The organism is Oceanimonas smirnovii ATCC BAA-899 (assembly GCF_000381965.1).
In the GTDB taxonomy this organism is placed as follows: Bacteria; Pseudomonadota; Gammaproteobacteria; order Enterobacterales; family Aeromonadaceae; genus Oceanimonas; species Oceanimonas smirnovii.
Window position 1 is genome coordinate 1 of the sequence record NZ_KB908457.1, and the last position, 24,885, is coordinate 24,885.

24 protein-coding genes and 1 tRNA gene are annotated in these 24,885 nt (G+C 56.2%); 14 read left to right on the forward strand and 11 right to left on the reverse strand.

From position 1 onward, the window contains the following. Positions 1–430: 430 nt before the first annotated feature. Positions 431–2,170, reverse strand: coding sequence for a C4-dicarboxylic acid transporter DauA (gene dauA / locus G364_RS0105635; RefSeq protein ID WP_019934179.1), 1,740 nt, complete (start codon positions 2,168–2,170; stop codon positions 431–433). Between the two features lie 107 nt (positions 2,171–2,277). Here dauA and G364_RS0105640 point away from each other — a divergent pair, with 107 nt between their 5' ends. From G364_RS0105640 to infA, 4 genes are all read left to right on the forward strand, one after another. Next, positions 2,278–2,448 carry a hypothetical protein gene (locus G364_RS0105640; RefSeq protein ID WP_019934180.1) on the forward strand — a complete coding sequence of 57 codons (171 nt, stop codon included), beginning with the start codon at positions 2,278–2,280 and terminating at the stop codon, positions 2,446–2,448. A 9-nt stretch (positions 2,449–2,457) separates the two neighbouring features. Further along, positions 2,458–3,156, forward strand: coding sequence for a leucyl/phenylalanyl-tRNA--protein transferase (gene aat / locus G364_RS0105645; RefSeq protein WP_019934181.1), 699 nt, complete (start codon positions 2,458–2,460; stop codon positions 3,154–3,156). Beyond that, the gene (locus G364_RS0105650; RefSeq protein ID WP_019934182.1) at positions 3,153–3,863 is read left to right on the forward strand and encodes an arginyltransferase; all 711 of its coding nucleotides are present in this window, start codon (positions 3,153–3,155) and stop codon (positions 3,861–3,863) included. Before aat ends, G364_RS0105650 begins: the two co-directional genes overlap by 4 nt. A 70-nt stretch (positions 3,864–3,933) precedes the next feature. Next, positions 3,934–4,152 carry a translation initiation factor IF-1 gene (infA, locus tag G364_RS0105655; RefSeq protein ID WP_014291892.1) on the forward strand — a complete coding sequence of 73 codons (219 nt, stop codon included), beginning with the start codon at positions 3,934–3,936 and terminating at the stop codon, positions 4,150–4,152. Positions 4,153–4,322: 170 nt separating this feature from the next. On the opposite strand, the gene clpA is transcribed toward infA, so the two are convergent. After that, positions 4,323–6,575, reverse strand: a complete 2,253-nt coding sequence (clpA, locus tag G364_RS0105660) for an ATP-dependent Clp protease ATP-binding subunit ClpA (protein ID WP_019934183.1) — start codon at positions 6,573–6,575, stop codon at positions 4,323–4,325. A 48-nt stretch (positions 6,576–6,623) separates the two neighbouring features. Further along, positions 6,624–6,941, reverse strand: coding sequence for an ATP-dependent Clp protease adapter ClpS (gene clpS / locus G364_RS0105665; RefSeq protein WP_019934184.1), 318 nt, complete (start codon positions 6,939–6,941; stop codon positions 6,624–6,626). Positions 6,942–7,271: 330 nt separating this feature from the next. On the opposite strand from clpS, the gene cspD reads away from it, so the two are divergent. Beyond that, a complete protein-coding gene (cspD, locus tag G364_RS0105670) occupies positions 7,272–7,487 on the forward strand; it encodes a cold shock domain-containing protein CspD (protein ID WP_019934185.1) in 216 nt (71 codons plus the stop codon). A gap of 62 nt (positions 7,488–7,549) precedes the next feature. Here cspD and G364_RS0105675 read toward each other — a convergent pair whose 3' ends face one another. Next, positions 7,550–8,143 carry a YqaA family protein gene (locus G364_RS0105675; RefSeq protein WP_019934186.1) on the reverse strand — a complete coding sequence of 198 codons (594 nt, stop codon included), beginning with the start codon at positions 8,141–8,143 and terminating at the stop codon, positions 7,550–7,552. Between the two features lie 110 nt (positions 8,144–8,253). On the opposite strand from G364_RS0105675, the gene glnD reads away from it, so the two are divergent. The 3 genes from glnD (at position 8,254) to dbpA (ending at position 13,555) form a co-directional block, all read left to right on the forward strand. Continuing rightward, complete coding sequence (gene glnD / locus G364_RS0105680; protein ID WP_019934187.1) at positions 8,254–10,884, forward strand: bifunctional uridylyltransferase/uridylyl-removing protein GlnD; 2,631 nt, start codon at positions 8,254–8,256, stop codon at positions 10,882–10,884. Positions 10,885–10,935: 51 nt separating this feature from the next. After that, a complete protein-coding gene (gene dapD / locus G364_RS0105685) occupies positions 10,936–11,967 on the forward strand; it encodes a 2,3,4,5-tetrahydropyridine-2,6-dicarboxylate N-succinyltransferase (protein ID WP_026344721.1) in 1,032 nt (343 codons plus the stop codon). A gap of 208 nt (positions 11,968–12,175) precedes the next feature. Next, positions 12,176–13,555: an ATP-dependent RNA helicase DbpA gene (gene dbpA / locus G364_RS0105690; RefSeq protein WP_019934189.1), complete on the forward strand. Its 1,380-nt coding sequence runs from the start codon at positions 12,176–12,178 to the stop codon at positions 13,553–13,555. A gap of 15 nt (positions 13,556–13,570) precedes the next feature. On the opposite strand, the gene G364_RS0105695 is transcribed toward dbpA, so the two are convergent. Together G364_RS0105695 and G364_RS0105700 are read right to left on the reverse strand one after the other, a co-directional pair. After that, on the reverse strand, positions 13,571–13,837 hold the full coding sequence (locus tag G364_RS0105695; protein WP_019934190.1) for a DUF3081 domain-containing protein: 267 nt from the start codon (positions 13,835–13,837) through the stop codon (positions 13,571–13,573). A 14-nt stretch (positions 13,838–13,851) separates the two neighbouring features. Beyond that, positions 13,852–15,738: an SLC13 family permease gene (locus G364_RS0105700; RefSeq protein ID WP_019934191.1), complete on the reverse strand. Its 1,887-nt coding sequence runs from the start codon at positions 15,736–15,738 to the stop codon at positions 13,852–13,854. 213 nt (positions 15,739–15,951) lie between these two features. Between G364_RS0105700 and G364_RS0105705 the strand changes: the two genes are divergently transcribed. Together G364_RS0105705 and G364_RS0105710 are read left to right on the forward strand one after the other, a co-directional pair. Then, positions 15,952–16,794, forward strand: coding sequence for a CvfB family protein (locus G364_RS0105705; RefSeq protein ID WP_019934192.1), 843 nt, complete (start codon positions 15,952–15,954; stop codon positions 16,792–16,794). Positions 16,795–16,825: 31 nt separating this feature from the next. Then, positions 16,826–17,953, forward strand: coding sequence for a patatin-like phospholipase family protein (locus G364_RS0105710; RefSeq protein ID WP_019934193.1), 1,128 nt, complete (start codon positions 16,826–16,828; stop codon positions 17,951–17,953). A 56-nt stretch (positions 17,954–18,009) separates the two neighbouring features. On the opposite strand, the gene G364_RS0105715 is transcribed toward G364_RS0105710, so the two are convergent. Together G364_RS0105715 and gloB are read right to left on the reverse strand one after the other, a co-directional pair. Beyond that, positions 18,010–19,383 carry a LysM peptidoglycan-binding domain-containing protein gene (locus G364_RS0105715; RefSeq protein WP_019934194.1) on the reverse strand — a complete coding sequence of 458 codons (1,374 nt, stop codon included), beginning with the start codon at positions 19,381–19,383 and terminating at the stop codon, positions 18,010–18,012. A gap of 63 nt (positions 19,384–19,446) precedes the next feature. Continuing rightward, positions 19,447–20,214 (reverse strand): hydroxyacylglutathione hydrolase, encoded by a 768-nt coding sequence (gloB, locus tag G364_RS0105720; RefSeq protein ID WP_019934195.1) that lies wholly within the window; start codon positions 20,212–20,214, stop codon positions 19,447–19,449. A gap of 51 nt (positions 20,215–20,265) precedes the next feature. Between gloB and G364_RS0105725 the strand changes: the two genes are divergently transcribed. Continuing rightward, positions 20,266–20,982 carry a class I SAM-dependent methyltransferase gene (locus G364_RS0105725; protein WP_019934196.1) on the forward strand — a complete coding sequence of 239 codons (717 nt, stop codon included), beginning with the start codon at positions 20,266–20,268 and terminating at the stop codon, positions 20,980–20,982. On the opposite strand, the gene rnhA is transcribed toward G364_RS0105725, so the two are convergent. After that, on the reverse strand, positions 20,970–21,434 hold the full coding sequence (gene rnhA / locus G364_RS0105730; RefSeq protein WP_019934197.1) for a ribonuclease HI: 465 nt from the start codon (positions 21,432–21,434) through the stop codon (positions 20,970–20,972). The genes G364_RS0105725 and rnhA overlap by 13 nt on opposite strands. Before the next feature lie 132 nt (positions 21,435–21,566). Between rnhA and dnaQ the strand changes: the two genes are divergently transcribed. The 3 genes from dnaQ (at position 21,567) to G364_RS0105745 (ending at position 23,627) form a co-directional block, all read left to right on the forward strand. After that, complete coding sequence (gene dnaQ, locus G364_RS0105735; protein ID WP_019934198.1) at positions 21,567–22,301, forward strand: DNA polymerase III subunit epsilon; 735 nt, start codon at positions 21,567–21,569, stop codon at positions 22,299–22,301. An 11-nt stretch (positions 22,302–22,312) separates the two neighbouring features. Beyond that, positions 22,313–23,431 carry a choice-of-anchor X domain-containing protein gene (locus tag G364_RS0105740; protein ID WP_019934199.1) on the forward strand — a complete coding sequence of 373 codons (1,119 nt, stop codon included), beginning with the start codon at positions 22,313–22,315 and terminating at the stop codon, positions 23,429–23,431. A gap of 119 nt (positions 23,432–23,550) precedes the next feature. Continuing rightward, a tRNA-Asp gene (locus G364_RS0105745) sits at positions 23,551–23,627 on the forward strand. A gap of 61 nt (positions 23,628–23,688) precedes the next feature. Here the strand turns inward: G364_RS0105745 and G364_RS0105750 are convergent. Further along, positions 23,689–24,507, reverse strand: coding sequence for an endonuclease/exonuclease/phosphatase family protein (locus G364_RS0105750; RefSeq protein WP_019934200.1), 819 nt, complete (start codon positions 24,505–24,507; stop codon positions 23,689–23,691). Then, a complete protein-coding gene (yciA, locus tag G364_RS0105755) occupies positions 24,488–24,883 on the reverse strand; it encodes an acyl-CoA thioester hydrolase YciA (protein WP_019934201.1) in 396 nt (131 codons plus the stop codon). The genes G364_RS0105750 and yciA overlap by 20 nt, the downstream gene beginning before the upstream one ends. Between the last annotated feature and the right edge of the window lie 2 nt (positions 24,884–24,885).

A 24,885-nucleotide genomic window follows, 5' to 3' on the forward strand; every position in this document is an offset into this window, starting at 1 on the left:
AAACGTTTGAGCAGCAATATCAATGCCGACAAATACACTCATTCCCTTTCCTCTCGCCTCGCTATGGTTCACAATTATCACCGGTTCCCCGACCTCGCACTTCATGCAGTCTCAACCTTGTGATGCGAAGTCCATCTTGATGGCTTCCTGATACTCTTCGAGATAGGCAATGAGGCGGGGGGCCAATCTACGCACGAGGTCAGTAAACACTGCCTCCAGGTTGGGACGGCCTCCCCGGTAACTGGTTTTAACTCTATCAATTCCTGTGCGTTCAACATACAAGGTTGGCGATGAGCGTAGCGAATTCACAACATTTTCGCCGTCTGCCGGAATGTTGGGACTCGTCCCAACCTACCTGTAAGGGTAATATCCACTGCCGCTTCATACGAACAAAACGGCGCTGTACTCACAGCGCCGTTTTTATTGATGTTTACGACACGGCTGTGTTGCCGGGCCGTACGTAATTCAGCGCTTCCTTTAGTGTGGAATGAAAACTCAGGCTGTGCTCTATCGGCGTCATGCCGGAGCGGGCCATGGTTTTCAGCGGCTGAAACTGTAAATCCGCAATCACTACTTCCGTCCCCTGTTTCCGGCAGACGTCAATAAAACGATTCAGCGCCGACAGGCCGCCGGCATCCAGTACCGGTACCGCATCCATATACAACACCACACCCCGGCATTCCTTCACCAGCAGCGTCAGCTCGCTGAACACGCGATCGGCAGCGGCAAAAAACAGCGGGCCGTTAATTTTGTAAACCTCCCAGCCCGCAGGCAAGGCAGCCGGCACCATTCTTTCATGCTGGGTAATATTTACGATACGGGTCATATCAGCGATGTTTTTCACAAATAACACCATGGCCATCAGAATACCGGCCGTAATGGCAATCACCATGTCAAAGACAATGGTCAGGGAAAAACAGGTAAGAAACACCAGCAAGTCGCCCTTCGGCGCTGTCTTGAACAAATGCACGGCCTTGGGCGCTTCACTCATGTTCCAGGCCACTACCAGCAACAGTGCCGCCATGGCCGGCATGGGCAGCCAGGCCAGCAGCCCCGACAGCAAGACCAGCCCCGCCAGTACCACCAGCGCATGTACCATGGCCGCCACCGGCGAGACACCACCGGCGCGAACGTTGGCCGCTGAGCGGGCAATGGCAGCAGTAGCAGGAATGCCACCAAAAAACGGTGCTATCAGGTTGCCTATGCCCTGCCCCAGCAGCTCACTGTTGGCACTGTGGCGCTTGCCGGTCATGCCGTCCAGCACCACGGCACACAGCAACGACTCTATCGCTCCCAGCATGGCAATAGCAAAGGCACCTGGCAGCAGATCCCGCAACAGCTGAACACTGAGGCCCACCGGACTGCCATCTGGCCCCGGCTGCAGCCAGGGCCAGGTAAAGGCCGGCAGCACCGGAGGTATGCCCGCGCCTGAGCTGCCGTCGGGTAATAAATAACTGAACCGGCTACTGATGGTATCAATACCAAGTCCCTGCTGGTTCAGTAACATCGCCAGCAGACTGGCCAGCAATACCGCCGGCAGATGAGGCGGCACCCCGGTTTTCAGCCGGGGCCAGAGCAGCATGATGACCAGAGTCAGTCCGGCTACCAGCAGACTGGGCCAGTGCAGCGCCGGCAGATGCCCGGCCAGCGCCAGCAGTCGCGGTACAAAGGCCTCGGGCAATCCGGTGGCCGTGAGGCCAAAAAAGTCCTTCAGCTGCAACCCTGCTATCACTACCGCAATCCCGGCGGTAAAACCCAGGGTTACCGGCTCGGGAATATATTCAACCAGACGGCCCAGCCGTAGCAGCGCCATCAGTACCAGCAAGCCACCGGCCATCAGGGTAGCCAACAGCAGACCACCCAGACCGTAATGTTGCGCAATGGGGTAAAGGATGACCACAAAGGCTGCCGTGGGGCCAGAAATACTCAACCTGGAGCCACCGGTCAGCGCAATCACAAAGCCGCCGATGATGGCGGTATAAAGCCCGTACTGGGGGGCCACACCGCTGGCAATAGCCAGCGCCATGGCCAGCGGAATGGCAATAATACCCACCGTTATCCCTGCCAGCACATCCTTAAGCAGATGTTTGCGGCCATAAGGCTCATGCCGGCAGGCTTCGATCAGAGCGTGACCGGGACGCAGGGAAAACAGATGGGCACGATGAGACATGGCTGGCTCCACGGTGGATGAAGGCATGAACAGACATTGATTGTATTCTCATCATAAATGCATTCAATGGTAATATGATTAACATGTGATATGCACCGGAGGTTTTTATGGAGCAACGTACCGCCCGCCTGACCCTGCTAATAGATCCGCGCAAGAAGGCGCTGTTTGAACGCCTGTGTGCCGAAGAAGACGTGACGCCGTCCCAGAAGGTAAGGCAGTTTATTCGTGACTATATTGAGCAGCAAACCGGTGAAGACTGGCAGAAATTGTCCGAGTGAGTCACTGTTATGTACCTGACCCAACTGAATGAAACACTCTGGTTTCCTGATCCGGCTACAGCCCTGAAGGAGCCCGACGGGCTGCTGGCAGTGGGGGGCGATCTGCGCCCCGAGCGTTTGCTGCTGGCCTATCGCATGGGCATTTTCCCCTGGTATGATCAATCTCAGCCGCCGTTGTGGTGGTCACCGGATCCCCGTGCCGTGATCTCACCGGACGCCCTTTATGTCAGCCGTAGCCTGGCCAGGCTGGCCCGCAAGCAGCGCTACCGGCTGACCGTCAACCACGCTTTTGAGGCTGTCATTCGCCACTGCCGTGAACTACGGGAAGACGGCCCGGGCACCTGGATCACCCCCGATATTGAGCACAACTATTGCCGGCTGCACCATCAGGGGCATGCCCATTCCATTGAGGTATGGGACGAGCAGCGGCTGGTGGCCGGGCTCTACGGCATCGGCCTGGGCCGGCTGTTTTGTGGTGAATCCATGTTTCACCTGGTCAGCAACGGCTCCAAGCTGGCCATGCTGGCCCTGTGCCGGCACTTTGCTCATTACGGCGGCACACTGATTGACTGTCAGTTACCCAATCCGCACCTGCAAAGCCTGGGAGTGAAAAGCTGGCCCAGATCACGCTTTCTGCATAAACTCAGAGAGCTGCAAACCCAATCCGTTTCTGCCCTGTGCTGGCAATCGCAAGAGCTGAGTCTATGAGGGAAGTAAATTTAAAGGTCGGTCTGACCCCCAGGCATCCCTGCAGTTATCTGCCCGGCCGGCTGGAGCAGCTGCTGGTGCTGCTGGACCGCGAGCTGCTCTGCCCCGAAGGCTATGAGCAACTGCTGACGGCAGGGTTTCGCCGCAGCGGTAGCGATATATACCGGCCGCGCTGTCAGGCCTGTCAGGCCTGTGAATCATTGCGTATTCCGGTTAACGACTTTGTGCCCAGCCGCAGCCAGAAGCGCATTTTGCGCAATAACCGGGATCTGACCATGGTGGTGAGTGATACTGATAAACCGGAATATTTCGAGCTTTATCAGTATTATATTGAACAACGCCATCAAGACGGGGCCATGTATCCCGCCAGCCGGCAGCAATATGACGGTTTTTTACTGTGCCACTGGCTGACCCCTCTGTTTCTTGAGTTTTATGCTGAAAGCCGTCTGATTGCAGTGGCAGTGACCGACTCGCTGAACGACTCCCTCAGCGCCATGTATACCTTTTATGATCCCGCCGAAGAGCACAGATCCCTGGGCATTTATGCCATTCTCAACCAGATAAAACTGGCGCGGACACTCGGTAAACACTGGCTGTATCTGGGCTATCAGGTCGATGACTGCCGCAAAATGAATTACAAGCAACAATTCCGGCCCCATCAGCGGCTGATAAAGGGCCAATGGCACATCATGAAAGACGGAGCCTAATCTTTACACTGCAGGCGAAATCCGGCATGATCGCAGCCGTTTTTATTGCCTGCGTTAACAAGAGGATTCAATGGCTAAAGAAGACAGTATTGAAATGCAGGGTACCATTCTGGAAACCCTGCCCAACACCATGTTCCGCGTAGAGTTGGAAAACGGCCATGTGGTCACCGCTCATATCTCCGGAAAAATGCGTAAAAACTACATTCGCATCCTGACCGGTGACAAGGTTACTGTTCAGCTGACCCCCTACGACCTGTCCAAGGGCCGCATCGTCTTCCGCTCCCGCTAAACCCCCTCCATCAGGTTAAGCCAACAGGCTTGATACCCTTGGTTTTGTTGTAGGCCGTGCTTGCCGCACGGCTGAAAGCAAGGCACCTGTTTTATTTTGCTGTATCAATAAAAAAATGCCCGGTGCCTTGCGGGCTCCGGGCATTATTGCTGTATTCAGGCGTGATGCCATCAGGCCATGGACGCCTCCGACTGGAACTCAAAGTGCAATTCGTCATCTTTCAGACTGACCCGCACCGAGCCACCGCCGACAAGCTCACCAAACAGCAGCTCGTTGGCCAGCGGCTTTTTAAGCTGCTCCTGAATCACTCTGCCCATGGGGCGCGCGCCCATCGACTTGTCGTAACCTTTTTCCGCCAGCCAGTGACGGGCAGGTTCACTCACCTCAAGCGACACTCCTTTCGCATCCAGCTGGGCCTGCAGCTCCACAATAAACTTGTCCACCACCCGATGAATAATATCGATATCAAGGTGATTGAACCAGATGATATGGTCGAGCCGGTTGCGGAATTCGGGCGCAAAGGTGCGGTTGATTTCGCTCATGGCATCATGGCTGTGATCCTGCTGCTGAAAGCCAATAGACTTGCGTACGGTTTCCTGTACGCCGGCATTGGTGGTCATCACCAGAATAACGTTGCGAAAATCCGCCTTACGGCCGTTGTTGTCCGTCAGGGTACCGTTGTCCATGACCTGCAGCAGAATATTGAACACATCAGGATGCGCCTTTTCGATTTCATCGAGCAGCAGCACCGCATGAGGATGTTTGATCACCGCATCGGTCAGCAGACCTCCCTGATCAAAGCCCACATAACCGGGAGGCGCGCCGATAAGACGGGACACGGTATGAGCCTCCATGTATTCCGACATATCAAAGCGAATAAGCTCAATGCCGAGAATACGCGCCAGCTGCTGGGTCACCTCGGTTTTGCCCACACCGGTGGGGCCGGCAAACAGGAAAGAGCCAATAGGCCGCTTCTCATTACCAAGACCGGCACGGGTAAGGCGAATGGCATCGGTCAGCACCGAAATGGCCTTGTCCTGACCAAACACCACCATTTTCAGATTTGGCTCCAGGTTCTTGAGGTTTTCCTTGTCGGAGCTGGACACCGACTTCTCCGGAATACGGGCAATTTTAGCCACAATGGCTTCAATGTCGCCTACCCCTATGGTCTTTTTCCGCTTTGAGGGTGGCAACATACGAATTTGCGCACCGGCCTCATCAATGACGTCAATGGCCTTGTCGGGCAGGTGACGATCGTTGATGTATTTGGCCGACAGCTCCGCCGCCGCCCGCAGCGCCTTGCTGGTGTAGCGCACATCATGGTGTGACTCATAGCGGCTTTTCAGCCCCTGCAGTATCTTGGCGGTATCCTCTACCGAGGGCTCCAGAATATCGATTTTCTGAAAACGCCGCGCCAGGGCTCGATCTTTTTCAAAAATCTGGCTGTATTCCTGATAAGTGGTCGAGCCGACACAACGGATTTGCCCGCCCGAGAGCAGCGGCTTGAGCAGGTTGGCGGCATCGAGCTGACCGCCAGACGCAGCCCCGGCACCAATAATGGTGTGGATCTCGTCAATAAACAGAATGGCCCCTTTTTGCTTTTCAAACTGCTTGAGCATCGCCTTGAAACGCTTTTCGAAATCACCGCGGTACTTGGTGCCTGCCAGCAAAGCGCCCATATCGAGAGAATAGATAGTGCTGCCAGCAATAATTTCCGGCACATCATCATGCACAATCCGATAGGCCAGGCCTTCGGCAATGGCGGTTTTCCCCACCCCGGCCTCACCCACCAGCAGGGGGTTATTCTTACGCCGGCGACACAGCACCTGAATCGTCCGGTTCACTTCCTGATCCCGGCCAATCAGCGGATCGACGCGGCCATCTTTTACCCACTGGTTCAGATTAATGACAAAGCCTTCGGTCTGGTTGCTGTTACCTTCTTCGCTTTGCTCTTCATGCTGTGAGGAAGAGGCGTCTTCCTGCTCGCCGTCTTTGCGAATGCCGTGAGACAAAAAGTTAACCACATCCAGCCGGCCCACACCGACTTTCTTCAGCAGGTAGGCTGCCTGAGACTCCTGTTCACTGAAAATGGCCACCAGCACATTGGCACCGGTGACCTCGGCATTACCGGAAGACTGAACATGGAACACGGCCCGCTGAAGTACTCGCTGGAATCCAAGCGTGGGCTGCGTTTCGATTTCATCATCACCCACCGGAATGAGCGGCGTGGTCTGCTCGATAAAGCTGTGAGTCTCACGACGCAGCTGTTCCAGATCGGCACCACAGGCCATTAAAGCCTCTTTGGCGGCCGGATTCTCAAGCAGGGCCAGCAACAGGTGCTCCACCGTCATGAACTCGTGGCGAGAGCGACGGGCTTCGTTGAAGGCATCGTTCAGTGTGCTCTCAAGATCTTTGTTCAACATAGGCACCTCCCCTAAAAAACCTCGATAATCCCGCTCAAGGGATTATTTTTACGCCTGCTCCATGGTGCACAACAGCGGATGTTCGTGCGTACGGGCAAACTTGTTCACTTGCGCAACCTTGGTTTCTGCAATCTCTGCGGTAAATTCTCCGCATACCCCTTTACCCTGATAGTGAACCGATAACATCACCTCGGTGGCCTTGTCCATGTCCATGGAAAAAAATTTCTGCAATACTTCTACAACAAAATCCATGGGTGTGTAGTCGTCATTGTTCAGGATGACTTTATACATAGGAGGGGGTTGCAGCGCCGTTTCTTCCGCCTCTTTCAGTTTATCATCAAGGGTATGCTGTGTTCTCCTGCCCATATCATTACTCTAAATCACGGGATTGATTCCTGCTACTGAAGCAGCGTTAAGGTCACTTTTTCGTGGTGTTGATCCCACCCTACCGGCTGTACCGGGGCTGTCAACCACAAGGCCTGTAAGGCCTTACATTTTGCATTGCCAAGCGGCTGTTCATTCATGCAGCACTTGACTCCCGTCCCGGTTGCTCTAGAGTGATCTCCTGGCAGTCAGTAAAGTTTCGTTCGAAGCTTTGCTGAATGGCCGCATCCGGCGAAAAAGCGCTGTAGTTATAATTGGCCACTGCCATTTTCTCAATGTTGTTTAGGATGTTTGAGTAAAAGGATGCACAGTATGACAACCGGAACGGTTAAGTGGTTTAACAACGCCAAAGGATTTGGTTTTATCTGCCCGACTGAGGGTGGTGAAGATGTATTTGCTCATTTTTCCACGATTCAGATGGACGGATACCGAACCCTTAAAGCGGGCCAGGTCGTTCGCTACGAAATACAAAAAGGCCCCAAGGGCAATCATGCCGTGAGCATAGTGCCCGATGGTCAGCCTGCATAACAAGCACGGGAATGACACATCATTCCAGTAAGCAAGGGGCACATTTTGTGCCCCTTCTTCATTCAGGCATTCAGCCAGTGGCTCAGACCATAACCCAGCACCGCCAGCCCGAGCAGGGCAAAACCCAGCTTTCTGGCATGCTGCTGCCACAGTTGCAGCGCCTTCTCTCCGGTCAGACGCACCAGCAGTGCCAGTCCGAAATAACGAATTCCACGGCCGATGGCTGACGCCAGTATAAACAGCCAGAGGGAATAGCCGGCCGCGCCGGCTGCCAGCATGGCCACCTGAAAGGGGACTGGCGTTATCCCCACCATAACAATGGCCATAAAGCCGTCCTGCTTCAGCTCCTGAGTAAAACGGTCAAGCGCATCCTGGCCGCCGGTCAGCTGTAATAGCTGCTGGCCCAGACTGTCGAACAGCCAGCCCCCCAGCCCATAACCGGCCAATGCGCCCGCCAGGCATCCCAGCAGGGCGGCGGCAGCCAGTGCCCACAGGCGCTTTTGTTCAATCAGAAATAAAGGAATCAATAACAGCTCAAGAGGAATCGGAACTATCACCGCTTCCAGCATGGACGCCACGAATACCACCGGCAGCAGCCAGTGTGACCCGGTGAAACGCTGCAACCAGTGTGGCAGCTGTGCCTGCATATTTGCCATTATGTCGCTCCCGCTCAGTCATGATTTCAGTGTGCCAGAGTTTCTGCGGCTTTGCCCGGTCCACCGGCTTTGTTAAGTTAAAGGCTGACACATAACGCGGACCCGGCATCATGGAACCTAATCTGCTCGCCCCTGCCCTGCTCTCTCCCGATGAGCTGACCATTACCCGCTGCAAAGACATGCTGGCTCGCCTGCAAACCTGGCTGGAACAGCGCTTTGAGGCCGGTGACGACATCAATGAGCTGGTTTCCCTGCGCTCCCAGCATATGGATCAGCTGCTCACCGGCCTGTGGACACGCCATGGTCTGGCTCAGCAGGACAACCTGGCGCTGGTGGCGGTGGGCGGCTACGGCCGGGGCGAGCTGCACCCTTGCTCCGATATTGATCTGCTGATCCTGAGCCGGTATCAGCATAATGAACCTCTGAATGACGCCATTGGCCGCTTTGTGACTCAACTGTGGGATCTGCATCTTGAGGTAGGTCACAGCGTGCGCACCGTGGCCGAGTGTGTGGCTCAGGGTGAGCACGATATTACCGTGGCCACCAATCTGATTGAAGCCAGGCTGATCACCGGCTGTTATGACACCTTTGCTGATCTCACTCGAGCCACGGCACCGGATCACTTCTGGCCCAGCCAGGCCTTTTTTGAAGCCAAGCGTGATGAACAGGCACAGCGCCACCAGCAATTTCACGACAGCAGCTATAAACTGGAGCCGGATATAAAAAACAGCCCCGGCGGCCTGCGCGACATTCAAACCATCAACTGGGTGGCCCGTCGCCACTTTGGTACCAGCACGCTGGGAGAAATGGCCAGCCATGGTTTTCTCAGCGAAGCTGAGTTTGGTGAACTGCAGGACTGCCAGAATTTTTTATGGAAGCTGCGCTTTGCCCTGCATACCGTCACCGGACGGGCTGATAACCGTTTGCTGTTTGACCGGCAAAGAGCGGTGGCCACGGCGCTGGGCTATGCCGGCGAAGGTAATCAGCCCATCGAATGCATGATGAAACGCTATTACCAGACCATTCGCCGGGTGGCGGAGCTGAACGAACTGCTGTTGCAGCTGTTTGATGAAGCCATTCTCGGCCACATTGCCATGGATGTGAAAACCCTTACTCCTGAGTTTCGCCTGCGCGGACGGCTGATTGATCTGGCAGACTCTACCCTGCTTACACGTGAGCCGGCGGCTATTTTGCGGCTGTTTTATCAGATTGCCGCCTGCCCGCAAATTACCGGCATTTATTCCAGCACACTGCGGGAGCTGCGCGAAGCCCGGCGCACTCAACAGGTTTATTTATGCGAGCGGGCCGACTGCCGGCGGCTGTTTATGATGTTACTGCGCCATCAGGGCAGTGGCCGGCTGGCGCTGACCCTGATGCACCGCTATGGAATACTGGCGGCTTATTTTCCACAATGGAGCAAGATTGTCGGGCAAATGCAGTTCGACATGTTCCACGCCTATCCGGTAGACGAGCATACTCACAGAGTATTAAAAAATATCGATCGCTTTCGTCAGCCCGGCAACCAGCGCCGGCACCCGCTGTGTTACGACATCTGCACCCGGTTACGCAAGCCCGAGCTGCTGCTGCTGGCAGGCCTGTTTCATGATATTGCCAAAGGCCGGGGGGGAGATCATTCCACCCTGGGAGCTGACGATGCACTGGAATTTTGTCTGGCTCACGGCCTGGACAAATCCGATGCCCGGCTGGTGTCCTGGCTGGTGCGCCAGCACCTGCTGATGTCGGTGACCGCCCAGCGCCGGGACATTCACGATCCGGATGTGATTCGGGAATTTGCCACTCAGGTGCGCGATGAGCTGCATCTCGATTTTCTGTATTGCCTGACGGTCGCAGACATTTGTGCCACCAACGATACACTGTGGAACGACTGGAAAGGCAGCCTGCTGCGGGAACTGTATTTTTCCACTCAGCGGGCATTGCGCCGGGGGCTCGAAAATCCGCCGGATCTGCGCCTGCGCATTCGGGAAAACCAGCAGCAGGCACGTCATTTGCTGGAACACCTGGATACGTCGTTTGAACATATCAAACCGCTGTGGGCCAGATTGCCCGCGGATTATTTTCTGCGCCATACACCAGAGCAGATTGCCTGGCACAGCCGGCATATTCTGGCCCACAACAAGGCGGGAACGCCACTGGTGCAGATCAGCCAGCAGCCGGGCCGTGGCGGCAGTGAGCTGTTTATCTACTGCCCCGACTCCCCCAACCTGTTTGGCCGGGTGGCGGCGGCGCTGGATCAGAAAAACCTCAATATTCACGATGCCCAGATCATGACCTCCAAAGACGGCTACGCCCTGGATACCTTTATTGTGCTGGAGCCTGACGGCCAGCCGGTCAGCGGTGACCGGCTCACTGATTTATGCCGGGATCTGGCCCGGGCTCTGGCCCGCAGTCAGCCACCGGTGATCCGCGCCCGGCCGCCCTCCCGCCGGCACCGGGAGTTTGATGTTCCTACCCGAGTGCAGTTTCTGCAACCGGTGCGCGCCAGCAAGCGCACCCTGATGGAACTGGTGGCACTGGATACGCCGGGCTTGCTGGCGCGCATCGGGGCCGTGTTCAGCCAGCTCAAACTGAATTTGCATGCCGCCAAGATCACGACCATTGGCGAGCGGGTAGAAGACTTTTTCAGCCTCACTAATGCGCATGATCGGCCATTAACTGAGCAGGAGCAGACGCAATTACGAGAAAAGTTGACTGATGAGCTCAAACAAAGGGGCAAAATGTGATAAAAGGTGCGTCAATTTCAGGAAAGCAACAACATTAACGGAGTGAACACCATGGCAAACTTTGCTTTCGGTCTGGGCGTGGGCACCAAGTCCGCCAAGGGAGACTGGCTTGAGGTTTATTATAATCAGCCGCTGCTGAACGCCAGCGAAACCCTGATCAAGGCCGTTGCCGGCCTGGTCGGTTATCAGGGCGGCAATACCGCCATTGAGCTGAATGCCAGTCAGCTCAATGAACTGAAAGCGGCTTTTGTCTCCGCCGATGCCAGCGAGCAGGCTGATATTGCAGACACCCTGGCTGGCACCGAGCAACCGCTGGTGCTCACCATTCTGGAAAGCGACAGCGCCCCGTCCAGCACCGCCGAGGTGTATCTCAAGCTGGCACTGCTGTCTCATCGCCTGGTCAAGCCCCATGGTCTGGATCTGTCCGGCATGTTTGGTCTGCTGCCCAACGTGGCCTGGACCAGCGAAGGGGCCATTGCCGTGGACGAACTGGCCAGGCGTCAGCTGCAGGCACGCGCTCAAGGGCGCACTATCAGCGTGAACTCAGTAGACAAATTCCCCAAAATGACTGACTACGTAGTGCCTGCCGGCGTGCGTATCGGCGATGCCTCCCGCATTCGTCTGGGTGCTCATGTAGGCGAAGGCACCACTGTGATGCACGAAGGCTTTATCAACTTCAATGCCGGTACCCTGGGTGTCAGCATGGTGGAAGGTCGTATTTCTGCCGGTGTAGTAGTGGGTAACGGCTCCGATCTGGGTGGCGGCTGCTCCACCATGGGTACCCTCTCAGGCGGCGGCAATATTGTGATTTCCGTGGGTGAAGGCAGCCTGCTGGGTGCCAACGCCGGCCTGGGCATTCCCCTGGGTGACCGCTGCACCATTGAATCCGGCCTTTACATCACTGCGGGTGCCAAGGTGACCGTACTGGACGACCAGAACAATGAAGTGCAGACCGTAAAGGCTGCCGATCTGGCCGGCAAACCGGATCTGCTGTTCCGCCGCAACTCTCAGACCGGCCGCATTGAGGTGAAGACCAACAAGTCTGCCGTTGAGCTGAACGCCGAGCTGCACAAGCATAACTGAGCCTCGGTCATGCCGGCCTTTGAGCCGGCATCTTCTGAATGCATGACGCAGCCCGGTATAACGGCGCTCTGTCCATGCCAACGGCGCTGTCACTCACAGCGCCGTTATTGTTTTCATCGTCCGGAAAATCGCCACACCCGGTGCATTTCTGCTATTATACTTGCCTGCCTCTTCGGCACTTTCATTTCATTACACAGCGAAACCTTCCGTGACTCATACCGACTTTTCTTCCCTGCCGCTGGACTCAGCGCTGCTGGATAATCTTGCCAGCCTGAATTTTACTCAAATGACCCCTATCCAGGCTCAGGGGCTGCCACTGGTGCTGGCGGGCCAGGATGTCATTGCTCAGGCCAGCACGGGCAGCGGCAAAACCCTGACCTTTGGCCTGGGAGTATTGTCGAGGCTGAATGTTAACCTCAACCGGGTGCAGGCCATGGTTCTGTGCCCCACCCGGGAGCTGGCCGATCAGGTGGCCCGCGAGCTGCGCCGGCTGGCCCGCACCCTGGCCAATGTAAAACTGGTCTCACTGTGTGGCGGCAGCCCCACCGCCGCACAGACCGCTACCCTGCAATTTGGTGCGCATATCGTGGTGGGCACACCGGGGCGCATACTCAAGCACCTGCAGCAAGGCAGCCTTAACCTGGATGCGCTCAATACCCTGGTGCTGGATGAAGCGGATCGCATGCTGGATATGGGCTTTGCCGACGATATTCACAACGTGGTGGAGTTTGTCCCGAAAGCACGCCAGACGCTGCTGTTTTCTGCCACCTATCCCGAAGAAATAAGCACCCTCAGCCGCGGGCTGCAACAACAGCCTGCAGAAATTTCGGTGGCCGATGAGAAAAACGGCAGCAATATTGTGGAGCTGTGGTTTGAAGTATCACAGGATCAGCGCCGCAGCGCACTGGCCACCCTGCTGGCCCATTATGCTCCGGCATCGGCGGTGGTGTTCTGCAATACCAAGCGGGCTTGTCAGGAAGTGGCCGATCACCTCGGCAGTCTGGGCTTTGCCGCGCTGGCACTGAACGGCGATCTGGAGCAGAGAGAGCGGGATCAGGTACTGGTGCGCTTTGCAAATGGCAGTGCCAATATTCTGGTGGCCACCGATGTGGCTGCCCGCGGCCTGGATATTCGCGAGCTGGAAGCGGTCATTAACTATGAGGTGACCCAGGATCCTCAGGTACATATACACCGCATCGGCCGCACCGGCCGTGCCGGTCATCAGGGGCTGGCACTGAGTCTGTACAGCGCCAAAGAAGCCTACCGGGTTAACATGATTGAGGAATATCAGCGTGCCCCCATGGCTCACGGGGATTTAAGCTCGCTGAACGGCACCACTGCGCCGCGTCAGCCGGCAATGGTCACGCTGAACATTGCCGGCGGCCGCAAAACCAAAATCCGCGCCGGTGATATTCTCGGTGCCCTGACCCGTGATGCCGGCATCAGTGGTGATCAGATCGGAAAAATCGACATCACGGAAATGCAGTCTTATGTTGCCATTCATAAAGACGTGGCCAAGCAGGCGCTGAAGCACCTGCAACAGGGCAAGGTCAAAGGCCGCAGCGTACGGGTCAGCAAACTGGGCTGATTGACATCAGGAGCCTTATGACTCGTTAAAGTTGCGATGAATGTAGTCAACTTTGGCCATAAACTGATCCTTCAGTGCCGTGGTGGCATAATCAAAGTGATAACTCTGATGAAAGTTCAGCTGCAGGGTCACACCACTGCCTTCCAGTAATACGCTGTAACCATCAAAATCGCTTTTGGCCACTATGCCTTCCAGCATGTGGCCATCCTCGTAAGGTTCGCCGAAACGGCGGATCTTGTCGAACACTTCCAGAATAATGCGGTTATTCAGTTCATTTTGCATCTTGTTTTCCTCTGTTATAGCGGCCATACCCACAATAACATGGGCAGGCTGATGGCGACCACCAGCAGCTCCAGGGGCAGGCCCATGCGCCAGTAATCCCCGAATCTGAAGCCTCCCGGCCCCAGAATAAGCGTATTGTTCTGATGACCAATCGGCGTCAGAAAGGCGCAGGAGCCGCCAATGGCCACCGCCATTAAAAAGGGATCGGCATTCACTCCCAGCTGGCTGGCGGCACCCAGTGCAATCGGACACATGACCGCTGCCGTGGCCGCATTATTCATTACATCCGACAGTGTCATGGTCACCACCAGGATCAGCGCCAGTGCCACCAGGGCACTGCCCTGCGCCACGCCATCCAGCAGCCAGGCTGCCACTAAACTGGCGGTGCCAGTGGTTTCCATCACATCTGCTACCGGAATTAATGCTGCCAGCAGTACCACCACCGGCCAGTCTACTGCGTTATATACAGACCGGGGCGGTACGGTACGCAACACCATAGAGGCCAGCACGCCGCTGGCAAAGGCCACCGCTGCCGGCAGCCAGCCCAGTGCTGCCACCATGACCGAGGCCGCCATTATGCCACCTGCCACCAGGGCTTTTTTCTTATCGGGAATGCGCAGCTCCCGCTCCGCCAGTGGCACACACCCCGTGCTGGAAGCAAATTCCGCAATCAGCTCGGGGGAGCCCTGCATCAGCAGCAAATCACCGGCACGAAAGGCCAGCGCCCGCAGTCGCTTGAAGGAGCGCTGGCCCTGACGGGAGACCGCCAGCAGATTGACGCCAAATCGGGTGCGCAGCTGTATACCCCTGGCAGTACGCCCCAGTAGTTCAGAGCTGGGCAGAATGACCAGCTCCATCAGTACAATTTCATCGGAGCTGTCACTCTCTCCCTTGTCTTTACCATCCTTTTTCTCTTTCTTGCTGTCTGCGCCGATAACCGCTTCGCGGGTGCCGTTATCTTCCTGGCTTTTTTCCTTTTTGCTCTCTTTTTCCTTGTCTGCTTCCTTGGTAGCCAGATCTTCTTCCAGCTTAAGTCCCAGCGAAGACAACGCCTGTGACAGTGCCTCTGCTTCCGCTTCCAGCATCAGAATATCACCCGCCCGGGTGCGCCGCCGCGGGCTGGGCGGCATCACCCGCACCGAGTTACGCACCAACCCCAGGATCTGAGCATCCGCGTCAGTCAGTGCGGTTTCCAGCTCGCGCAGCGTCAGACCTTCCGCCTTGCTGCCTTCCGGCACCCGCGCTTCGGTGATGTAAGCGCCGGATTCAAACCCTTCCATGCCTGCCTGTTTGCGTCCGGGTACCAGCCGCCAGCCAATCAGGGCAATAAACACTATGCCTGCCAGGGCCACCGCCAGCCCTACCGGTGTGTAATCAAACATGGAAAAGCCATCACCACTGCTGGCCTGGCGAAAGCCGGATACAATCAGGTTAGGGGGGGTGCCTATCAGGGTGGTCATGCCCCCCAAAATAGTGCCAAAGGCCAGGGGCATCAGTATTTTGCCAGGGGGCAGCTGCTGTCGCCTGGCCATTTGCAGCGCAATGGGCATCAGCAGTGCCAGCGCCCCTACGTTGTTCATAAAGGCAGACAGCACGGCTCCCAGGCCGGTGAGCGCCACAATGGACACCACAGGGCCGGACTGAGCGGGCAGAAAGGTACGGGCCAGCACATCAACGGCACCTGAACTTTGTAAACCCTTACTCAGCACCAGCACACAGGCCACCGTGATCACTGCCGGGTGCCCCAGGCCATCAAAAGCGGCGTCAGCCGACACCAGGCCGGTAAAGATACAGGCCAGCAGAGCTGCCGATGCCACCATATCGTGACGCCAGCGTCCCCACATAAACAGCACCACTGTCGCGGCCAGAATAGACAGAATGGTGATTTGTGATTGATCCATAACCCGTATCTCTCTCAAAGGATGGCATCACGCCCCGGGAGCGAAATCACACCATCACCAACATTTTTCGAGTGTAGCAGCCTTTCTTTTGTGCACAACCGAAAAAATATGATAAACCATTGAACTTTAAGGTTTATATGACACATGTACAAAGATGGTGTTTCCGTCTTCAGCGCGCTAAGATCCAGCCTTTAATTCTATTCGGTGACCTCCATGATAAAGCTTGGCGACTATAACTCTCTTCCTCTGTTACGACTGGGCGACAAGGGCGGCTGGCTGGACGGCGGTGATGAGGGCGAATTGTTCCTGCCCCACAGTCAGTTGCCGGCCAATGCCAAGCCGGGCGACAAGATCACCGTTTTCATTTATCTGGACGCAGATCTGGTACCGGTGGTAACCACCGACAGACCCAAGGGGCGGGTGAACGAGTTTGCCTCACTGCGCGTGGTCACGGTTAACCGTTTGGGTGCCTTTATGGACTGGGGCATGAAGAAAGACATTTTCGTCCCTCAGCGCAATCAGGCCACGCCCATGCAAACCGGCCGCCACTATGTGGTTTACCTGTATCTGGATCACGAAGGCCGCATGGTCGCCACCAGCAAGCTGGAGCCTTTTCTCAGCAAGGATATGCCCGGCTACCACGCCGGAGACGAAGTCAGTCTGTTGATCGTGGCCGGTACGCCGCTGGGACTGAAAGCCATTGTGGATGGCAAATACTGGGGCCAGCTGTTCAAGTCTGAGCTGCCCGAACGTCTGCCCATGGGCAAAAGCCTGCGTGGCTACATCAAGCAGCAGCGCGACGACGGCAAACTGGATCTCACCCTGTTTAAACCCGGCCCGGGTAAAACCGACGAAGCCGCAGAAAAGGTTCTGGCCAGGCTGCAGGCCGCCGGCGGCAGCCTGGCGGTTAATGACAAGACCGATCCCGACACTATTTACCGCCAGTTCGGTATCAGCAAGGGCACGTTTAAAAAAGCCATCGGCGGTCTTTATAAGCAGGGCAAAATCGTGATAGAACCTCATGGTATCCGGCTGTCCTTAGAAAACGAAAACTAAGCACATCGCCGTGACCGACAGGGAGGTATGAATGGAGCAGGAAACCGGCAATGCCTGTTCACTGGTACTGACCGGGGGAGGAGCACGGGCAGCTTATCAGGTGGGGGTGCTGAAGGCCGTTGCCGAATGCTACCCACGGGGGCATGCTATTCCCTTCCCCATATTGTGCGGCACGTCCGCCGGTGCCATTAATGCCACCGCGCTGGCCTGCTATGCTTCCTGTTTTCATTTGGGCGTGCGCAAGCTGGAGTATGTGTGGCGTCACCTTAACACCCATAAGGTGCTGCGCCTGCAGCTGGGGCGCATTGTTACGCACTCTGCCAAAAGTCTGATTAAGGGCGCGTTAGGGCAGCCAGCACAGATGGCCATGCCGTTGTTTGATAACAGCCCGCTGGAACGCCTGCTGGAAACCCTGATTGACTTTCAGCGCATCGATAACAACCTGCTTTACGGTGCCCTGGAAGTACTGGCCATTACTGCCTCCAACTATAACACCGGTGATTCCACCACCTTTTTTCAGGGCCGGCCCTATCATCAGCCCTGGGCCAGAGCAGGCCGCTCCGGTCGCTCCTCCATTATTGCCACGCCACATTTAATGGCCAGCAGTGCCCTGCCTTTTGTATTCAAACCCTGCCGCCTGCAGAACCACTTTTATGGTGACGGCTCCATTCACCAGCTGAATCCATTGAGCCCGGCCATTCATCTGGGAGCCAGACGCATTTTAATTGTGAGCCTGGCTCATGAAGAGCAAGACTCAGCACTGCTTTCCGGCAACCCCAGCAGCTCGGACATTGCCGGCCATTTGCTGGATACCATTTTTACCGATGCCCTCACCTCAGACATTGAGCGGCTGCAACGTATTAACAGCACCATAGCGCTGGTGCCGGAGCGTAAGCGCGAGCAACTGGCACTGCGTCATATTGATAATCTGGTATTGCAGCCCAGCCAGAATCTGGATGAATTAACCCATAAACACTTTCATCGCTTACCCGGTAACATTCGTGCAGTATTGCGTTTGTTTGGCGTAGAGGCCGGCGATGCCACCGGTCTGGCAAGCTTTTTGCTGTTTGAGCAGGAATATTGCCGGGAGCTGATTGATCTGGGCTATAAAGATACGCGGGCACGCATGGAAGAAGTGTGTTTGTTTTTGGAAGTATAATTGAAAAAGCGGGGGTTAGGGATTTTAACCATTCCCTATTCCCCGCTCCCCGATTTTCACCCTGCGTTGGCGGCAACAATCAGCTTTTGGCCGGTGCGTAACATATGCTTGCTGCTCAGCTGGTTCCAGCGCAGCAGGTCGGCAATGCTGACGCTGAAGCGGCTGGCAATCACAGACAGCGAGTCACCGGCCTTAACCAGATAAGTGCTTTGCTCAGGCACTGCAGCCGGTGCCGGCGCGGCACTGGAAGGCACCAGCAAGGTCTGGCCAATGCGAATAGTGTTGCTCGTCAGGTTATTGGCCTGTTTAAGCGCGCTGATATGAGTGCCGTGACGACGGGCAATTACTCCCAGGCTGTCTCCCCCTTTTACGCGGTAGCGGGCATAGCTCATACGCTCTTCGGCCGGCAAGTCGGCCATGGCCAGTTCAAACGTTTCTGCATGACGCACCGGCACCAGGATTTCTGCTGCAATCAGCGGTGAAGTGGCCGTGTGCTTGTAAGCCGGATTCAGTGCTTTTATCTGAGCCCGGCTTACACCGGCAAGATCTGCAGCCATGTGCAAATCTACCTGCCCTTCTACCGCCACGGCCGCAACCTGCGGACGATTGGGAATGGCAGGCACAACCATGCCATAGTGCCCGGGACGCTTGAGAATATCAGCCAGTGCCATCAGCTTGGGCACATAGTTCTGGGTTTCTTTGGGCAAAGACAAAGACCAGTAGTCAGTGGGCTTGCCCTGACGGCGGTTGGCACGAATGGCGCGCTGCACCCGGCCTTCGCCGGAGTTATAGGCAGCCAGAGCGTGCGTCCAGTTACCATCAAAGAATTTGTGCAGATACTCAAGGTAATCCAGTGCAGCCCGGGTAGATGCCATCACATCATAACGGCCGTCATACCAGCTGTCGTAGTGCAGGCCAAAGTTCTTGCCGGTGCTTTGCAACATCTGCCACAGACCGGCAGCATGACCGTGAGAATAGGCTTTGGGGTTAAAAGTGCTTTCCACCACCGGCAGCAGGGCCAGCTCCATTGGCATATTCCGTTTTTCTATCTCTTCCTTGATGAGATAGAGAAACGGTCTGGCGCGTTCAGTGACGGAACTCATGTACTGTGTCTGCTTCAGATACCAGTTGCGCTGGGCTACCACTCTTGGGTGATCAGCCGGTATCTCAAGGGTCATGCCGTCGGCAAGATGCTGCCACAGATCCTGCTGCTCCAGCTTGCTCTCCGGGGCACTTGGCGTATCGTCCGAAGAATGCCGGCTGTAACGACCGGAGGCCTTGAGTGAAGCATGGTCTTTCGACTTGGGATAGAGCCGCTGACTGGTTTGCTCGGTGCTGTTATGGCCATGTGTCTGGCGCGCCGAATCGGTGGATACCGCCTGGCAACCCGCCAGCAGCAAGGCACCGGATAAAAGGCAAAGTCTTATCATCGTGTCTGCTTTCCAAAAAAACGGCGGCCAGTGTATGCTTTGTGAGCAGCTTAATCAAGTTCGTTAAAAATGGTCTTTCCAGCGTCTAAGTGCAGCGAATATCTCATGCTCTTCATTTAACTCCCTTAACGCCTGCATCTGGGCAGCGGCTCTTACTTCAGGCTGCGCTACCCGTAAAAACACATTCACGGCATTTTCACGTTCTATGCTGGATGGCAGCGTAGGCACGTCCTGTTGCCGGCATTTAGCCACTTCTTTCATATAACTGAGCAATGCCGTATTACCCGGCTCTACCGCATGACAGAATGCCAGATTGGATTGAGTGTATTCGTGGGCACAATAGACCTGTGTGCTGCCGGGCAAGGCGGCCAGCCGGCTTAACGACCGGTACATCTGCTCTGGCGTTCCTTCAAACAAACGGCCACAGCCCCCCGAAAACAATGTGTCTCCACAAAACAGCATATTGTTGCCGTAATAAGCAATATGCCCCAAAGTATGGCCGGGTACTTCCAGCACCTGCAGCTCAAGCTCCAGTGCCGGTAATGACACCCGGTCACCTTCTTTCAGCGCAATGGCATCAGGAACCGGCAGACGCTCGCCGGCAGGCGCATAAACGGCAACATCGGGATACTGTGCCAGCAGCTGTTTTACACCGCCGGTATGATCATGATGATGATGTGTAATTAATATGGCAGCAAGCGCCAGCTCACGCTCAGCCAGTGCCGTCAGCACATGCGTGGCATCACCGGGGTCCACCACAACCGCCTGCCAGCCATTGCCTATCAGCCAGATATAGTTATCGTTAAAGGCACGAAGGGAAATTGCATTCATTGTTCTTGCATCCTTGGCATATTCAAACTGCCAAAGCTTACCAGAGGGATTATGGATACAGCCAGCCACACAACACTATCTCCTCCGCTCACCTGGAGCAGTCTGCCCCGGGGGCGCTACATTGCCGCTCAGCTACAGCAGCGCCTGGATGACTGGGCTCCCGGCCTGTTCGGTTTCAGCCTGCTCAAGGTAGATGCACTCAGTGCGGCTTTGTCGCTGGAGCGCAGCCGGCTGCGCCAGGGCGTGGTGATGGCCCAGACCGAGCAGGAAAACATGGATTTGCTGGGCGACGCCACTGCCATGCCTTTTTCCCCGGGCAGCCTGGATGCCTGTCTGCTGGCCCATGTGCTGGAATACAGCGCTCATCCTCATGCCATTCTGCGGGAGGCAGAAACCGCCCTGAGAGATGACGGCTGGCTTATTTTATCGGGCTTTAATCCTTATGGCAGTGCCGGTCTGGCGCGCTGGCTGCCGGGGTGGCGTAAAAGACTGCCCCACTGGCACGCCATGGTGGCACCTGCCAGGGTAGAAGACTGGCTGAAACTGCTGGGGTTTGAAGTGATTAAGCGCGATTACATCGGCTTTACCGGTTTTATGCCCTGGCTGGCCCACTGGCAGCGGCAGCGTTGTCCGCAGTTTTGCCCGTCTCCGGCAGCAGTCTATATTTTGCTGGCACGCAAACGTCGTTTTCCGCTTACGCCCATACAGGAACGCAGACGGGCTCCCGCGCCGGTAGCCCGCCCCGAGATGGCCCGTCAGCGCGAATAACCGGTATCCTCCCGGTGGCTGCTTTCCTTCATGGCTGCCTCCCGGGCCAGATCGTCGCACCGCTCGTTTTCCGGATGTCCGCTGTGACCTTTCACCCAATGCCATTCCACCTTGTGACGCTGGCAGGCATCATCCAGCTGTTGCCAGAGATCGGCATTTTTTACCGGTGTTTTCGCCGAGGTCCGCCAGCTATTCCGCTTCCACCCCGAAATCCATTGAGTAATGCCCTGACGCACATACTGACTGTCGGTGGTCAGAGAGACCTCACAAGGGGAGCTGAGTGCATTGAGGCCTTCAATCGCGGCCAGCAGCTCCATGCGGTTATTCGTGGTCAGCCGAAAGCCGCCGCTCAGCTCTTTTCGGTGCTGCTTGTAGATAAGCACGGCACCATAGCCGCCCGGCCCCGGATTACCAAGGCAGGAGCCATCTGTATAGAGCTGAACCTGTTTCATATCTTGCCTGTTACATGAATATACAAAGGCCGGCAGTCTGCCATAAACACAGGGGGTGAGCCAGCGCACACCCTTATCATATTGTGCTTCAGACGATATACTGACCGCTGCATTTTGCGGAGGATAAACACAGTGTTAACCGAATCTGGCTATCAGCGGCAGGTGGTGCTCGATACCGAAACCACAGGTATGAACATGGACTCGGGCCCTCATTATGTGGGGCACAGAGTGATCGAGATTGGCTGTGTCGAAGTGGTCAACCGGCGCTTAACCGGCCGGCACCTGCATATGTACCTCAGACCAGACCGAAAAGTAGATGAAGAAGCCATTCGGGTTCATGGCATTACTGATGATTTTCTCGCTGACAAACCAGAATTTGCCAGCCAGGCTGATGAATTTATCGACTTTATCCGTGGGGCCGAAATGGTCGCCCACAACGCCCCCTTTGACGTTGGCTTTCTTGATTATGAAATGGAGCTGCTGGGCAGGCCTGAACGCATGGCCCAGCTGTGTAAGGTCACCGATACGCTGGCCATGGCGCGCCAGCTTTATCCGGGCAAGCGCAACAACCTGGACGTGCTTTGTGATCGCTATGGCATAGACAACAGTCACCGTACCCTGCACGGCGCTTTGCTGGATGCCGAGATCCTGGCAGATGTCTACCTGCTGATGACAGGTGGCCAGACCAAACTCAACCTGTACCAGGATGGCGGAGAACAAAGCAACAACGGCAGCGAGCTGCGGCGACTGGCCAGCAGCCGGCCTCCCCTGAAGATCATTCGCGCCCTGAATGCAGAGCTGGAAGCCCACGAACGCCGGCTCGATCTGATTGAAAAACAAGGCGGCTCCTGCCTGTGGCGTCCCTGATGCAACTAACCATGATCAAACAGATGCTGCTGACGGCCCTGGCGCTGCTGTCTTTTACCGCGTCAGGCAAAGAGCAACACGCACGCTGGCTTGACAACACCTTCAGAATTGATCCTTCGGTCAAGGAAGTCACCCTGTTTATAGAGCGTGAAGCCCCTTCGGTGCCGGTAGTGCTGATTAAACCGGATGGCAGTAAGCTCTATTACCAGCGCCACCCTGATAACGTGAGCTGGGCCTCTACCGACAAGCGGGATGTCATTACCCTTTGGCAGCCACAGCCCGGCCCCTGGCAGGCCACCGGTAAAATAGCCGGCGAGCACGCTATTACTTTGCTCAGCGTGTTTCATCTGCAGCTGGATGCCCTGCCCAACCGTGTGTTTCAGAATGAAGTCATTCAGCTGAACGGTCAGCTTGCCTATAAAAATACCACCCTCGATGCCAATTATTATCTTGATGGCCTTTCACTGAAAGCACTGCTTTATGCCGAAAACCCGCAGAACCAGGATGCCTTTTCCCGTGCGCCTGTTGAGCTTGGCACTTTCAAGGATAATGGCACCGGTGCCGACGCCATTCCCGGTGACGGCATCATGACTGCAGAAGTTATTTTTGATGCACTGCCGGGGGATTATCTGTTTCAGGCAGAAGTATCCAATGGTGTGCTGGCCCGCTACGTTCAGCATACACTGCTGCTTTATCCACAGCCGGTACGGGCCCGTTTTACCACCCCCGATTCTGAACGTAACTGGCGTATTGAGCTGGAAACTGACAGTGACGTACTGGCTGACAGTCTGGTGGTGACCGGCGAGCTTATCAACCCGCTGGAGCAGCCGGTGACTATTTCTGGCCAGGGCACCAGCATAGCGCTGCCTGCTGCCCGCCAGCCCGGCAACTATCGCTGGCAGGGAAAAGCGTATGTCACTACCATGGACGGCCGTGAAATTCAGATTAAATTAAAAGACCAGGTTGTGCGAGTGGTAGCCCCCCTGCCTGAGCCCTTTGCCGGCAGCGCCGCTCAGACGCCGCCCGCTCCGCTGTGGCAGCAGTGGTGGCTGTGGGCCGCCCTTGCCCTGGTAGTGATCTCAGCCGTTGCCGGATTGTGGTGGCGTAAACGCCGAAAACAGCCAAAGTGATGTTTTTGGCGTCTTGAGTATAAAAAACAAGCGAACGATTCATAATTGGCATTTCAGGGCTTGACGCCCTTTCCGTTCAGCCATATAGTTCAACCCGCTTGCAGCGAAAGCCAAGCACCGGAGCGGTAGTTCAGTTGGTTAGAATACCGGCCTGTCACGCCGGGGGTCGCGGGTTCGAGTCCCGTCCGCTCCGCCAAATTTCAAAAGCCCAGCAGAGATGCTGGGCTTTTTTGTTATGGCCGCGGATAAACCAGAACCTACAGAGTGCTGAAGCTGGCCTTAATGGGGGTATGGTCGGAGGCGTGGGTATTGATGCTTTGCGCTGTTATCAGCGTCAGCCCCCGGTAGAAGATGGCGTCCAGCGGATAGCCCCAGAAGCGGGTACGCAGATCGGGCGCGGGAACGGCCTCACTGAGCTGATGGGTAACAGCCCATTGGTTTAACTGCTGCTGGCGGCGCGCATTCCAGCGGTTAAAGTCGCCGGCCACAATCAGCGGACCGCTGTGCCCGGCAATGGCCCGGCTGATCATGTCCAGCTGGGCCTGATAGGTGCGCCCGCGCAGAGAGAAGTTGACCGCGTGCAGATTAACCACCAGCAGTTGCTCTTTGGCTCCTGCCAGTGAATAGCGGCTGAACAGCAAGGATTTGGGAATGCGGGTGGCGGGCTCCGTCATCCGCTCGGCACATACCTGAACCGCGGGCTGGCGGCTGGCGGTTAAGACGCCGTTGGGCAGCTGCTGCCACTCAAAGGCATCTGCCTGAAACCAGTGCAGCTGTTGCTGCTCCAGCCACTGATAAAAGTCATCCCGGCCGCTGGCCTCCTGCAGCAGCAGCACGTCTGTGTCTGCCATCCAGCGGGAAAGCTCCGGCTGCCAGTTGCGCTGCTGTTTATAAATATTCCAGCTGAGCAGAGAAAACTGCGCCGGCAGCGGCGCTATGGCCGGTAGTGAAGGGTAAAGGCAATGCTCGGCAGGCTGAAACTCATTACTCAGCAGTGTCTGCCGGGGCACTTCCAGGCAGCCGGCAAGGGCCAGCGCCCCTGCCAGCACCAGTCCCTTAACCAGCGTTAACGACACGGGGGCGTCCGTTTTCGTCTATGGCCACATATACAAACTCGGCACCGGCCACCGAATAGCGGGGGCCGCTTTCCGGCGTGAGCACGGGCTTGACCCAGACTTCGACCTTGATGGTAATGGACGTGCGCCCTACTTTTACCAGCTCGCCATAGCAGCAGATCACATCTCCCACCTGCACCGGGCGGGCAAACACCATTTTATCTACCGCTACCGTGCATACCCGGCCACGGGCAATTTCGTTGGCCAGCAGGCTGCCACCCAAATCCATTTGAGACATGATCCAGCCGCCAAAGATATCGCCGTTGGCATTGGTGTCGGCGGGCATGGCCATGGTGCGCAACAACAAATCGCCTCTGGGGTTGATGGATTCGCTCATTC

Coding starts and splice junctions, on each gene's coding strand:
- dauA (WP_019934179.1), bottom strand. CDS start 2,170: ATGTCTCATCGTGCCCATCTGTTTTCCCTGCGTCCCGGTCACGCTCTG.
- G364_RS0105640 (WP_019934180.1), top strand. CDS start 2,278: ATGGAGCAACGTACCGCCCGCCTGACCCTGCTAATAGATCCGCGCAAG.
- aat (WP_019934181.1), top strand. CDS start 2,458: ATGTACCTGACCCAACTGAATGAAACACTCTGGTTTCCTGATCCGGCT.
- G364_RS0105650 (WP_019934182.1), top strand. CDS start 3,153: ATGAGGGAAGTAAATTTAAAGGTCGGTCTGACCCCCAGGCATCCCTGC.
- infA (WP_014291892.1), top strand. CDS start 3,934: ATGGCTAAAGAAGACAGTATTGAAATGCAGGGTACCATTCTGGAAACC.
- clpA (WP_019934183.1), bottom strand. CDS start 6,575: ATGTTGAACAAAGATCTTGAGAGCACACTGAACGATGCCTTCAACGAA.
- clpS (WP_019934184.1), bottom strand. CDS start 6,941: ATGGGCAGGAGAACACAGCATACCCTTGATGATAAACTGAAAGAGGCG.
- cspD (WP_019934185.1), top strand. CDS start 7,272: ATGACAACCGGAACGGTTAAGTGGTTTAACAACGCCAAAGGATTTGGT.
- G364_RS0105675 (WP_019934186.1), bottom strand. CDS start 8,143: ATGGCAAATATGCAGGCACAGCTGCCACACTGGTTGCAGCGTTTCACC.
- glnD (WP_019934187.1), top strand. CDS start 8,254: ATGGAACCTAATCTGCTCGCCCCTGCCCTGCTCTCTCCCGATGAGCTG.
- dapD (WP_026344721.1), top strand. CDS start 10,936: ATGGCAAACTTTGCTTTCGGTCTGGGCGTGGGCACCAAGTCCGCCAAG.
- G364_RS0105695 (WP_019934190.1), bottom strand. CDS start 13,837: ATGCAAAATGAACTGAATAACCGCATTATTCTGGAAGTGTTCGACAAG.
- G364_RS0105700 (WP_019934191.1), bottom strand. CDS start 15,738: ATGGATCAATCACAAATCACCATTCTGTCTATTCTGGCCGCGACAGTG.
- G364_RS0105705 (WP_019934192.1), top strand. CDS start 15,952: ATGATAAAGCTTGGCGACTATAACTCTCTTCCTCTGTTACGACTGGGC.
- G364_RS0105710 (WP_019934193.1), top strand. CDS start 16,826: ATGGAGCAGGAAACCGGCAATGCCTGTTCACTGGTACTGACCGGGGGA.
- G364_RS0105715 (WP_019934194.1), bottom strand. CDS start 19,383: ATGATAAGACTTTGCCTTTTATCCGGTGCCTTGCTGCTGGCGGGTTGC.
- gloB (WP_019934195.1), bottom strand. CDS start 20,214: ATGAATGCAATTTCCCTTCGTGCCTTTAACGATAACTATATCTGGCTG.
- G364_RS0105725 (WP_019934196.1), top strand. CDS start 20,266: ATGGATACAGCCAGCCACACAACACTATCTCCTCCGCTCACCTGGAGC.
- rnhA (WP_019934197.1), bottom strand. CDS start 21,434: ATGAAACAGGTTCAGCTCTATACAGATGGCTCCTGCCTTGGTAATCCG.
- G364_RS0105740 (WP_019934199.1), top strand. CDS start 22,313: ATGATCAAACAGATGCTGCTGACGGCCCTGGCGCTGCTGTCTTTTACC.
- yciA (WP_019934201.1), bottom strand. CDS start 24,883: ATGAGCGAATCCATCAACCCCAGAGGCGATTTGTTGTTGCGCACCATG.